The sequence below is a fragment of the Stenotrophomonas sp. YJH_SMC_80 genome (assembly GCF_059372495.1).
Genome location: NZ_JCAFVP010000004.1, coordinates 170,831 through 182,814, shown reverse-complemented (window position 1 = coordinate 182,814; position 11,984 = coordinate 170,831). Strand labels below are relative to the sequence as shown.

Annotated in this window: 10 protein-coding genes; 3 read left to right on the top strand and 7 right to left on the bottom strand. The window is 67.5% G+C overall.

The genetic code is table 11. From position 1 onward, the window contains the following. Positions 1-15: 15 nt before the first annotated feature. The 4 genes from AC5P99_RS09120 to glnA all read right to left on the bottom strand — a co-directional run bounded on the left by AC5P99_RS09120 (position 16) and on the right by glnA (position 5,595). Complete coding sequence (locus AC5P99_RS09120) at positions 16-1,740, bottom strand: ShlB/FhaC/HecB family hemolysin secretion/activation protein (protein ID WP_329755827.1); 1,725 nt, start codon at positions 1,738-1,740, stop codon at positions 16-18. 307 nt (positions 1,741-2,047) lie between these two features. Next, on the bottom strand, positions 2,048-3,478 hold the full coding sequence (locus tag AC5P99_RS09115; RefSeq protein WP_099605661.1) for an ammonium transporter: 1,431 nt from the start codon (positions 3,476-3,478) through the stop codon (positions 2,048-2,050). A 21-nt stretch (positions 3,479-3,499) separates the two neighbouring features. Further along, positions 3,500-3,838, bottom strand: a complete 339-nt coding sequence (locus AC5P99_RS09110; RefSeq protein ID WP_004134334.1) for a P-II family nitrogen regulator — start codon at positions 3,836-3,838, stop codon at positions 3,500-3,502. Between the two features lie 347 nt (positions 3,839-4,185). Next, positions 4,186-5,595 (bottom strand): type I glutamate--ammonia ligase, encoded by a 1,410-nt coding sequence (gene glnA / locus AC5P99_RS09105; protein WP_005407550.1) that lies wholly within the window; start codon positions 5,593-5,595, stop codon positions 4,186-4,188. 223 nt (positions 5,596-5,818) lie between these two features. Here glnA and AC5P99_RS09100 point away from each other — a divergent pair, with 223 nt between their 5' ends. The 3 genes from AC5P99_RS09100 (at position 5,819) to AC5P99_RS09090 (ending at position 8,123) form a co-directional block, all read left to right on the top strand. After that, positions 5,819-6,613: an undecaprenyl-diphosphate phosphatase gene (locus AC5P99_RS09100; RefSeq protein ID WP_111203124.1), complete on the top strand. Its 795-nt coding sequence runs from the start codon at positions 5,819-5,821 to the stop codon at positions 6,611-6,613. 73 nt (positions 6,614-6,686) lie between these two features. Continuing rightward, positions 6,687-7,514 (top strand): META and DUF4377 domain-containing protein, encoded by an 828-nt coding sequence (locus AC5P99_RS09095; RefSeq protein WP_088436478.1) that lies wholly within the window; start codon positions 6,687-6,689, stop codon positions 7,512-7,514. A 123-nt stretch (positions 7,515-7,637) separates the two neighbouring features. Next, positions 7,638-8,123 (top strand): META domain-containing protein, encoded by a 486-nt coding sequence (locus AC5P99_RS09090; protein WP_495213066.1) that lies wholly within the window; start codon positions 7,638-7,640, stop codon positions 8,121-8,123. An 85-nt stretch (positions 8,124-8,208) separates the two neighbouring features. Here AC5P99_RS09090 and AC5P99_RS09085 read toward each other — a convergent pair whose 3' ends face one another. From AC5P99_RS09085 to AC5P99_RS09075, 3 genes are read right to left on the bottom strand one after another with little or no spacing between them, the layout of a single operon-like run. Further along, positions 8,209-8,820 (bottom strand): YbhB/YbcL family Raf kinase inhibitor-like protein, encoded by a 612-nt coding sequence (locus AC5P99_RS09085; RefSeq protein ID WP_005407546.1) that lies wholly within the window; start codon positions 8,818-8,820, stop codon positions 8,209-8,211. 10 nt (positions 8,821-8,830) lie between these two features. Continuing rightward, on the bottom strand, positions 8,831-10,900 hold the full coding sequence (locus tag AC5P99_RS09080; RefSeq protein ID WP_099604818.1) for a tetratricopeptide repeat protein: 2,070 nt from the start codon (positions 10,898-10,900) through the stop codon (positions 8,831-8,833). Positions 10,901-10,956: 56 nt separating this feature from the next. Continuing rightward, positions 10,957-11,946, bottom strand: a complete 990-nt coding sequence (locus AC5P99_RS09075) for a YheT family hydrolase (RefSeq protein WP_024956257.1) — start codon at positions 11,944-11,946, stop codon at positions 10,957-10,959. Positions 11,947-11,984: the final 38 nt, after the last annotated feature.

Sequence of the window (11,984 nt, the reverse complement as noted above, 5' to 3'; positions counted from 1 at the left end):
GGCCATGCGCAGGCGTCAGAACGAGACGCCCATGTTCATTCCGAACGTGGTGTAGGCGGTCTGGAAGCCGCGCGGCCTGGACAACGGGCTGCCGACGAAGGCATCCCAGTTGATGTGGCGGGTGCCACCGCGAAGGCCGAGCGCGGTACCGGTGAGCCGGTCGCCGAGCAACCGGGCCGTGGACGGACCGCCGACGCGGCCGTGATCGACCGCGACGTAGGCCTCCACGCCACTGCCCAGGGGTACGCCCACTTCATTGCGCAGCAGCCAGCCGCGCTCGCCGGTCAGCGACATTTCGCCATCGAAGCCACGCACGGTGTAGCGGCCACCGATCGAGAACCGATCCTGCGGTACCAGCGGCGAGCGGTTCCACTGCGCACGCCAGCTGCTGGTGTAGCGCAGGCTCTGGCGGCCCCACTGCATCGGCACGACCAGCTGCGCATCGGCGGTGAAGATGCGGCCATGCGCCGTGCCTTCGCCAAAGACCTCTTCCGGTGCGCGCAGCGCGTTGAAGGCGCCGGTCCCCTTGCGGTATGCCAGGTTCACATCCAGCGTCGCCTTGCCGATGAAGTGCCGGTGGCCCAGGCCCAGTTCCCAGCCCGCCATGCGGCGGCGCTGCACTTCGATCTCGGTATCGTTGATGAAGTTGTCCGATTCGCGGTACCAGCCGCGCGCGTACATGCTGGTCTTGGCGCGCGCGTTGCGGAACAGCATGCGCGTCAGGCGCAGCTCGGCGTTGCGGCTGGAGCCGCTGTAGACGTAATTCTCGAATGCGCCGGCAACGGTCTGCTCATAGTCGAAGTTGCTGGCGTTGGCGCCCAGCAGCCATCCGCCCAGCGGCACGCTGTAATGCACTGCCCAACTGTCGGTGCCACGCTCGCTGCCGTTGAACACCGATCTGCCCACGTTGATGTAGAACAGGTCGCTGAGGCCGGCCGCGTTGTCCACCGACACCGTGGTGCCGGCCTGCATCTTGCCGGTGGACTGGCTGCCGGCATCGTCCAGGGTCAGGTTGACCCGTACCAGGCGCGCCTGCTGCCAGCTGATCACCAGATCACTCTCGCCCGGCTTGGCCGCCGCGCCATCGGCCGGGGGCGCGATCTGGATGTCCACCTGCGCGGTCGGCACGCGCTGCAGGTTTTCCAGCGCCTGTTCGATGTCACGCAGGTTCAGTACTTCGCCGCGTGCCACCCGCACCGCGTTCCAGAGGGCGGGGGTGCGGCCTGCGCCGTCGGCAAAGCGGATGGCATTGACGCGGCCCGGGACGACCGTGAGCGTCAGGATGCCGGTCTTCAGGTCCTGCGGTGCGGCCAGGATGCGGGTGGTGACGTAGCCGCGCTCGATGATCGCGTTCTGCACGCGCTTCATCACGATGTCCACGCCGGCGGTACCCAGGCAGCGCCCGGTGGCGGGGTCGCTGCGCGGATCGGCTGCCGCCAGTGCCCAGCGGAAGCGGTCGGCCTGGTCACCCTGCAGCTCGATGCGGTTGATGGTGAAACAGGGTGATTCGTCCACCGGCAGATGGCCGAGGTCTTCAGTAGCCGGCTGCAGCCGGACATCCGGCGTGGCTTCCTGTTGTTCGCGCAGCGCGCGTTCGCGCTCCTGCTGCCGGAGCAGCTCCTGCTCCGGTGACACGACCTGCGCCCCGGCCGGTGCCTGGAAGCCGGCGATGGCCAGTGCCACGCCCACGGACAACCGCCAGTGCAACGCGCGGCTGCGTACATTACGTCCCTGTTCCACGATGTCCTGTTCCCTGCAGATGGCTGCCAGACCGACGAAGATGCGGCTGGAAGAGGCAGCACTGTAAGGGAATCGCGTGGCAGGAAACAGAGCCGGCAAACTGCCGCCGGCCCAGCCCATCCGGGCAAAATGTGATGTCCGACGGACGGCGTTCCGCCAGCGGGCGGCGCCCCGGATCTACACCCGACCCAGCGCAGGTCCGCCAGTACGCCGACAGATGCCTGCGGCACTGGGGAAACCTGTGCCCGGCCCCCGCCACTGCAGGCGACGCAGCAGTGGCGGGGTACCTTTGAAACCGTGAAGCCCGTCAGGCCTCGTAAGCCGACTCACCATGCGAGGTGACATCCAGGCCGGTGCGCTCTGCTTCCTCGGTCACGCGCAGGCCGACCACGCTGCGCACTACCAGCAGGATCAGCGTCGTCACCAACGCCGACCACACCACGGTGAGGCCGACGCTGACCACCTGCACCCAGACCTGGTGCGCGATATCCAGATCCGCCTTGGTACCCCCCAGCGACTGTGCACTGAACACACCGGTAAGGATCGCGCCGACGATGCCGCCGACACCATGCACACCGAACACGTCGGCGGTGTCGTCCACTTTCAGCAGGCGCTTGAGGCCCGTGACGCCCCAGACGCAGACCACGCCGGCAACGAAGCCGATCACGATCGCGCCGAGCGGGCCGACCGTGCCACATGCCGGGGTGATGCCGACCAGGCCGGCCACCGCACCCGAAGCAGCGCCCAGTGCCGATGGCTTGCCCTTGCTGATTGCTTCCACCAGCGTCCAGCCGAGCACGGCGGCGGCGGTGGCCAGCACGGTGTTGAGGAAGGCCAGCGAGGCCACGGTATCGGCTGCGGCAGCGGAACCGGCATTGAAGCCGAACCAGCCCACCCACAGCAGCATCGCGCCGATGTAGGTGAACGGCACGTTGTGCGGCTTCAGCGCGGTCTGGCCGTAGCCCAGGCGCTTGCCGACAAACCAGGCAGCCACCAGGCCAGCAACGCCCGCATTGATGTGGACCACGGTGCCGCCGGCGAAATCGATCGCGCCCAGCTCGCCCAGGTAACCGCCACCCCAGACGATATGTGCCATCGGAATGTAGCTGAGGGTGAACCACAGCGCCGAGAACAGCAGCACCGCGCGGAACTTGATGCGCTCGGCGAAGGCACCGACGATCAGCGCGGTGGTGATGCCGGCAAAGGTCGACTGGAACGCGACGAACAGATAGTCCGGCAGTCCCTTGATCGGCGTGTTGCCGACCGACTCGGGGGTGAAGCCCTTGAGGAAGGCGAACTCGGTGAACGAACCGAAGAACGGATTGCCCGCGCTGAACACCGCGCTGTAGCCGTAGGCCACCCACAGCAGCAGCACCAGCGAGAACACCACCAGGATCTGGCTGAGTACCGACAGCACGTTCTTCGAACGCACCAGGCCGCCGTAGAACAGGGCCAGGCCCGGCACGACCATCAGCAGCACCAGCAGGGTGGAGGTGAGCATCCAGGCCACGTCGCCATGATCATAGGCGGCGGCCGCTTCGGCCACGGCCGGCGCAGCGGCTGCAGCTGCAGGGTCCTGCAGCGGCTCAACGGCCACGCTTTCGCTCGGCAGCGGCGACACCTGCGCCTGGGCGTGGGCATTGCCCGGCCAGGCACCCGCGGCCAGCGCGCTCAGCAGCATCAACAGGCACACGATATGGAACCGGGCTTGCCACCCGGTGAGAAGGCGCATCTTCATGGGGGAGTCTCCGGAAGGGGGTTACAGCGCGTCGGCACCGATTTCGCCGGTGCGGATGCGGATGACCTGTTCGACGGCGGTGACGAAGATCTTGCCGTCACCGATCTTGCCGGTGCCTGCCGACGATTGGATCGCTTCGATCACCGCATCGGCACGCTCGTCGGTGACTACGGTTTCGATCTTGATCTTGGGCAGGAAATCGACGACGTACTCGGCGCCGCGATACAGCTCGGTGTGGCCCTTCTGGCGGCCGAAGCCTTTCACTTCGGTCACGGTAATGCCCGACACGCCTGCGTCGGACAAGGCCTCGCGGACCTCGTCGAGCTTGAACGGCCGGATGATGGCGGAGATCAGTTTCATGCGCATGTCCCGATGGTGGATGGGGCCAGCGCGCCAGCGCGCGTTGGCATCAGGCAACCACGGGTCATCAGGATGATGACCGTGGCTGTTGCACCGGACACGTACAGGGCCGGGACGGCCGTGCCTCTCTCCTTGCACGACCGACGCGGGAGGGAGGGCGGCCCTGGTCGCGTATCCGGTCTCTCTCTTGCCCCTGGATAAGCGGGCCAAAGGCCCACGTTCCAATGCAGCGGACTGACAGTCCGCTCTACAACGGCGGGCCTGCGCCCGCCTTGCGGCTCCCCAGCCGCGAAAACGGAAGCGATGGCGGCGGGTGGGAGGGGGAAACCCACCGCCATCGCATCCGGTCAGCTGGCGTAGTACAGCTGGTATTCCAGCGGGTGGGTGGCCGCGCGGAACTTGGTCACTTCCTGCATCTTCAGCGCGATGTAGCCGTCGATGAAGTCATCGCTCATCACGCCACCGGCCTTCAGGAACTCGCGGTCCTTGTCCAGCGCTTCCAGCGCCTGGTCCAGCGAGGAGCAGACCTGCGGGATCAGCTTCTCTTCTTCCGGCGGCAGGTCGTACAGGTCCTTGTCGCTCGGTGCGCCCGGGTCGATCTGGTTCTTGATGCCGTCCAGGCCGGCCATCATCAGCGCAGTGAAGGTGAGGTAGCCGGACTGGATCGGGTCCGGGAAGCGCATTTCGATACGGCGCGCCTTCGGGTTGGAGACCCACGGAATGCGGCACGATGCCGAACGGTTGCGGGCCGAATAGGCCAGCATCACCGGCGCTTCGAAGCCCGGCACCAGGCGCTTGTAGCTGTTGGTGCCCGAGTTGGCGAAGGCATTGATGGCCTTGGCGTGCTTGAAGATGCCGCCGATGTACCACAGCGCCAGCTGGCTCAGGCCACCGTAGCCGTCACCGGAGAACAGGTTGGTGCCGCCCTTGGACAGCGACTGGTGCACGTGCATGCCGCTGCCGTTGTCGCCGACGATCGGCTTGGGCATGAAGGTGACGGTCTTGCCGTTGCGGTGCGCGACGTTCTTGATCACGTACTTCATGCGCAGCAGTTCGTCGGCCTTCTGCACCAGGGTGCTGAACTTGGTGCCGATCTCGCACTGGCCGGCGGTGGCCACTTCGTGGTGCTGCACTTCCACTTCGATGCCGACCTGTTCCAGGGTCTTGCACATCTCGGCGCGCAGGTCGTGCAGGGTGTCGGTCGGCGGAACCGGGAAATAGCCACCCTTCACGCCCGGACGGTAACCGCTGTTGGCGCCGTCGTACTTGGCGCCGCTGTTCCAGGCGGCTTCTTCGGAATCGACCTTGAAGAAAGTGTTGCCCATTTCATTGGCGAAACGGACCGAGTCGAAGATGAAGAATTCCGGCTCCGGGCCGAAGAACGCGGTTTCGGCAATGCCGGAGGACTTCAGGTAGGCCTCGGCGCGCTTGGCGATGCCGCGCGGGCAACGGCCATACGGCTGCATGGTGGCCGGGTCGAGGATGTCGCAGCTGATCACGATGGTCGGATCGGCGTAGAACGGGTCGACGTAGGCGCTGGCGGTATCCGGCAGCAGCACCATGTCCGACTCGTTGATGCCCTTCCAGCCGGCGATCGAGCTGCCATCGAACATCTTGCCTTCTTCGAACAGCGACGGTTCGACGATGCTGACCGGGAAGGTGACGTGCTGTTCGACGCCACGCATATCCACGAAACGCAGATCGACGAACTCGATCTGGTTGTCCTTGATCAGCTTCTCAACGTTTTCCACGGACATCGGTACGACCTCGGATGGGGATGAATGCCTGCTGAGGTACAGCAACGACCGTGCCAACTTTTCGCAGGCCGCAAGTCATTGATTTCAAAAAGGGTGCTCCGTGGCGGTGCAGAACGGCGCGCACCAAACGGGTGCACCCAGCACCAGACGCACCCGTTTGGTGCGGCGGTGATCGTCTATCCTCTCGACCTTCTTCCTTCCGCCGCGCGTGCACGCACCGTCCATGTCCGACCTGCTCTCCGCCCTGCTGCTGGGCATCCTCGAAGGCTTGACCGAATTCCTGCCGATCTCCAGCACCGGCCACCTGCTCATCGCCCAGCACTGGCTGGGCGCCCGTTCGGACTTCTTCAACATCGTCATCCAGGCCGGTGCGATCGTGGCGGTGGTGCTGGTGTTCCGCCAGCGCCTGCTGCAGCTGGCCACCGGCTTCAACCAACGCGAGAACCGTGAGTACGTGTTCAAGCTGGGCGCCGCCTTCCTGGTCACCGCAGTGGTCGGCCTGGTCGTGCGCAAGGCCGGCTGGTCGCTGCCGGAGACGGTCAGCCCGGTGGCCTGGGCACTGATCATCGGTGGCGTCTGGATGCTGCTGGTGGAGGCCTACACCGCGCGCCTGCCCGACCGCGACCAGGTGACCTGGACAGTGGCGATCGGCGTGGGCTTGGCGCAGGTGGTGGCCGGCGTGTTCCCGGGTACCTCGCGCTCGGCCTCGGCCATCTTCCTGGCCATGCTGCTGGGCCTGAGCCGCCGCGCCGCCGCCGCCGAGTTCGTGTTCCTGGTCGGCATCCCCACCATGTTCGCCGCCAGCGCCTATACCTTCCTGGAGATGGCCAGGGCCGGGCAGCTGGGCAGCGAGAACTGGACCGAGGTGGGCGTGGCCTTCCTTGCCGCGGCCGTCACCGGCTTCGTCGTAGTGAAGTGGCTGATGGGCTACATCAAGTCGCACAGGTTCACCGCCTTCGCCATCTACCGCATCGCGCTGGGCGCGGCGCTGCTGCTGTGGCTGCCGTCCGGCAGCTGAACAGCACCGGGGCATGGCAACCCCGTTGCCGGCCCTACCCCGTTTCCCCCACGGTTCCCCAAGGAGAATCACCATGAACCGCAAGCTCACCCTGCTCCTCCCGCTGGCCCTGATGGCCGCCTGCAGCCAGACCCCGGCACCGGCCGGCACCGGCGGCGACGACGTGGCCCCGGCCGCGGCCAAGGCAGCAGACCAGCAGACGCTGGCGCACCTGGATGCGCAGCGCCTGCAGAGCCAGCACTGGCTGCTGCAGCAGGCCACCGGCGCCGACGGCAAGCGCATCGACGCGCTGTTCGCCCGCGAAGACAAGCCGGTCACCCTGGACTTCGCTGAGGGCCGCCTGTCGGTCAGCAACACCTGCAACCGCATGGGCGGCGGCTACACCTTCGACGCTGGCAAGCTGAGCGTCAGCGCGATGGCGTCGACCATGATGGCCTGCACCGACAAGGCGCTGATGGCGCTGGACGAGGCCGTGTCGAGCCGCCTGCAGGGCGAGCTGAAGGCCGAGCAGGATGCCGATGGCAAGCTGACCCTGACCACCGCCAAGGGCGACGTGCTGGTGTTCAACCCGGAACCGACCGCTGAAACCCGCTACGGCGGCGCCGGCGAAACCGTGTTCCTGGAAGTGGCTGCGAAGACCGAGAAGTGCTCGCACCCGCTGATCCCGGACTACCAGTGCCTGCAGGTGCGCGAAGTGAAGTTCGACGACAAGGGCCTGAAGCAGGGCGAGCCGGGCAAGTTCGAGAACTTCTACGGCAACATCGAGGGTTACACCCACGAAGACGGCGTGCGCAACGTGGTGCGCGTGAAGCGCTACGAGGTGAAGAACCCGCCGGCCGATGCGCCGTCGCAGGCGTACGTGCTGGACATGGTGGTCGAGTCGGCCATCGAGAAGAAATAAAACGATGGAAGGGCGGCCGAGAGGCCGCCCTTCTTCATGGTCGGTAGGGCCGGCCGCTGGCCGGCTGCCCTGCGCGGCACTGCCAACACACGGATGCGGCCGGCCAGCGGCCGGCACTACCGGATGCATCGGGAGATCGGCATGAAGCACGTCCCCGTCCTCATCATTGCTGCGCTGCTCGTCATGTCCGCGAATGTGGCCGCTGCCAGCACGCCCAGCACCGATCAGCTTGAAGCGCACCTGTGGCAACTGGTGCGTGCCACCAACGCGCAAGGAAAGCGCATCGACGCGTTGTTCGTCCGCGGTCGCGCGCCCTACACACTGCGCTTCCAGTCCGGTTTCATGAGCGAGTTGAACCTGTGCAACCACGTCAGCAACGAGTACCGGCTGCAGGGCAACCTGCTGATCCTGCGCAACGGCGTGCAGACCACAGCGCTATGCGTCGATCAGAGACTGCCCACGCAGCAGAAGATCGCCGGAAAGCTGATGCACGGCGAAGGCTCGGCACCGACGCTTGCGCTTGACGACCGCGGCGCGCTGGTGCTGCGCAACGCGAGGGGCGACACCGCAGTGTTCGAACCGGCGGCGCTGCAAGCGGATGGAAGGTAGCGCCGGCCGCTGGCCGGCATCTTCCCTGTGTTGCCGCCGTTGCCTGCAGCAGCCGGCCCGCGGCCGGCTCTACCCTGTGTGCTGCTCAGCCCAGCGCCGGGTTCAACGTGTAGGTGCCGTGCAGTGCGGCTTCGGCCAGCACGTGGCCGTGCATGGCGCGGTACGCGTCGGCGGCGGTGAAGCGCTGCGGCAGGTCCAGCGACGCCACGTCCAGCGCGAATACCCGGAAGAAATAGCGGTGCATGCGCTCGTCGTTGAACGGCGGATACGGGCCGTCATAGCCCAGGTAATCACCGGCCATGTCCGGGTTGCCCGCGAACCAGCCGGTGAAGTCGTTCAGGCCCTGGCGGCTGCCGGCCGGGCCGGCGGGTGCGGGCTTGCCCTTCACCACGAAGCCGTCGCTGCAGCTGCCAGCGGCGATCTCCTGCACCGTGGCCGGGATATCGGCCATCACCCAGTGCACGAAATCGCAGCGCGGCTGGTCGCGCGGCACGCTCATGTCGCTGCGACCAACCGTCTCCGGCACGGTCGGTACGTCCGGGTCCACGCATACCAGCAGGAACGAACGGGTGCCGGCCGGCGCCCCGCTCCAGGCCAGGTGCGGGTTGCGGTCCGGGGCGAAACCGTTGGCGTCGCCCGCGGCGAACTCACGATCGATCGGTGCGCCGTTGGTCAGGCTGTGGCTGGTCAACTGCATCGGACTCTCCTCACTCTTCCGGGTAACCCAGACGCACCGCAACCGGGGTGAGCTGGGCGAAGGCGGCGCTCATCACGTCGCGGTAGTTGCGCCAGTGGCCGGCCGGCAGGCGCGGGGCTCCCAGCTGTGCCGCCGGCGGCATCGGCCGCTCGAACAGGCGGCCCAGCAGTTCGGCCATCGCCTGCGGATCGTTGCCGATCTGGTCGATGCGCAGCAGCACGTGCGGGTACAGGTCGTCCTCATGCAGCGTGGCGATCTGGGTCAGCGCGCGGGTCAGCCATTCACTGGCTTCGGCCAGCGACGTCATCGCCAGCGGCGCGGCGGCACCGTAGGCCACCCAGTCCAGCAGCATGTCGCGCGGGTCGCGCAGCACCAGCACCAGGCGGCCCTGCGGCAGCTGCGGGCGCAGCGCCCACAGCAGGGCGTTGTCCCACCACAGCAGCCAGTCGATCACGGTGTCGCTCTGCAGGCCACGTGCCGGCAGCTGTTCACGCCAGCGCTGCACCAGCCGCTCCGGCGTCAGCACGCCTGAGGCCAGGTCCTGCAGCGTGTTGTAGTTCTGGAACGCATCATCGGGCGGCGTGTTGGTGTAGCGGTCGCTGCGCAGCACCGGGCTGGCAGCAGCCAGGCCGGTCGCCACCCGCTCAACGCCCGAACCCGGCGGGCCCCAGAGGAAGATCGGCGCGGAGCTGGCATCGCCGTCGATGCTGCCCTTGTCCGGCCAGCTCGGCGGGGACTTGGCCTGTGGCGGCAGTGGCAAGCGCTGCGGCGCCTGGTCAGCCTGCAGCGACAGCCAGGTGCGCAGGGCGTCCTGCGGCTGCCCGGCGCGGTCCTGGATCTCGCCCATCCACGTCCGCAGGTCGGCGCGATGCTCTTCCGGCGCCAGCTCGATCAGCGCCTGCACGCGGGCCACGGCGGCGGCGGGATCGCGCTGCAGCAGGCCTTCGACCAGCCGGGTCTCGCCGCTGACGCGGCCCGGTTCCAGGCTGACGATGCGTTCGGCGATCGCTTCGGCCTGAGCATGTTCGCCGGCCATGTCATGCAGGCGCAGGCGCGCCTCCAGGGCCGGCAGATGCGCGGGCATCGCCGCCATCCAGCGCTCGACCGCGGTCACGGCGCTTTCGCTGCCCACCTGCTCGATGGCCAGGCGTGCCAGCCACACATCGTGCAGCTGGTCATTGGTATCCAGTACCGCATCCAGGCGTGCACGCGCTTCATCCTCGCGCCCCAGGCGCTGCCATGACATCAGCAGCAGCTGCAGCACCTGGCGGTCTTCCGGCTGCGTCTCCAGCAGCGGCAGCAGGTAGTCCAGGGCCTGCAGCGGCTGGCCATTGCGCAGCGACAGTTCACCCGCCAGGCGTCGCATCGACGGTACGTCCATCTCCGGCTGCTGCAGGGCCACCTGCATCGCTTCGGCGGCGGCCGGTACGTTGCCCTGGCGCAGTGCCAGCTGCACCACCAGCCCATGCAGCGAGGACAGCGACGGATTGAGTTCCAGCACGCGGCGGAACGACTGCTCTGCAAACGCCAGCATGTCCTTGCCCAGGTAGGCAAAGCCCAGCGCGTACAGCACGCGGGTATCGTCCGGCAGTGCCTTGCTGGCAGCCGACAGCAGCGCCAGTGCACGGTCGGCGTCACCGCGGCGCAGTGCAACCATGCCGTCGATGGTCAGCAGTTCCGGATGGTCCGGCTCCACGCGCGCGGCCAGGGTGGAGATGCGCTGCGCTTCGTCGAAGTCATTGCGGCCGATCGCCAGGTGCGCCTGCATCAGATAGGCGGAGAACGAGTTCGGATCGAGGCCGGTGGTGCGCACCAGTGCTTCGTCGGCACCCTCGAACTGGCGCAGTGCCAGCAGCAGGCCGGCATGCTGCAGGTGCAGCTGGGCGTCGTCCGGGGCCAGCCGCAGCGCCTGCTGCAGGGCCTCCATCGCCTCCTCGGCGTTGCCCTGCTGCTGCAGCGCAAGCGCCAGCCAGCGGTGGGCGTTGGCCTGGCCGGGTTCGTCACGGGTCCACGCCTGGGCCAGCTGCACGGCCTGGTCGGCCTGGTTCTGGCGCAACGCTTGGATGATCTGGTCTTGCATGGCAGTCCGGTTCAAGTGCAAAGCCGCATTGTAGCGGGCTGCGCGCTGTCGCCGGTTCAGGCCTGCAGGACCCGCTGCAGGCGCTGGGCGACCCAGCGCTCGGAGAAGCCGTCGCCGCGCCAGTTTTCGATGAACCCGCAGTGGCCGCCCCAGCAGGCGGTTTCCAGGCGCGCCTGGCCCGGCAGCTGCCAGTTGCTGAAGGTCGCGTACGGAATCACCGGGTCATCCTGCGCCATCAGGATGTCGGCCGGTACCTGCAGGGACGACAGGCGGTCGCCGGCGATCGAGTAGCCGTCGAAATAGGCCTGCAGCGAACCGAAGCTGGTGTGGCGCTCGACCAGCCAGGCGGTCAGCGCGCGGATGTCCAGCTTCAGCACGCGGTCGTCGCAGTCGCTCAGCTCGGGGAACAGATCGCGCTTGCGGCGCAGCGAGCCGGCCCATTTGCGGCGGAAGTACCAGTCGTACATCGCCGGGCCGTTCTCGATGCTCTCCATCGTCAGCGCCGGGTCCAGCACCGGGCACACCGAGGCGACGCGCAGCAGCGGCACGCCGGCCGCCGGCGCGCGCAGGGCCAGGCGCAGCACGAAGTTGCCACCCAGCGAATAACCGGCGGCCACCAGCGGCAGCTGCGGCCAGCGCTGGGCGATATCGCCCGCGGCGTGCACCACTTCATCGATGAGATTGGAGTGGAAGATGCCGGGGTTCAGGTGATGGGTGTTGCCGTGGTCGCGGAAGTTCAGCCGCACCACGTCGAAGCCCTGCTCGATCATGCGCGCGGCGGCCATGCGCATGTAGCTGGATTCGGCACTGCCTTCCCAGCCATGCAGCAGCAGCGCGATGCCCTTGGGCTCGCGGCCTTCGACATGGCTGTGCCAGCCCTGCAGGCGCACGCCATCACCACCATCGAGGATCAGCTCTTCGCTGACCGCACCGGTGGCCGCCAGCAGCAGCAGGCCGCGCTGCAGGCGCATGCGGCTGGAGCTGAGCATCGACTGCAGGTGCGGATTGCGCAGCCAGCGCGGCGGCTGATAGTCAGCCGCATGCAGCGTCGGCGTACCGGCGTCCAGGACAGGTGGCGGGATCA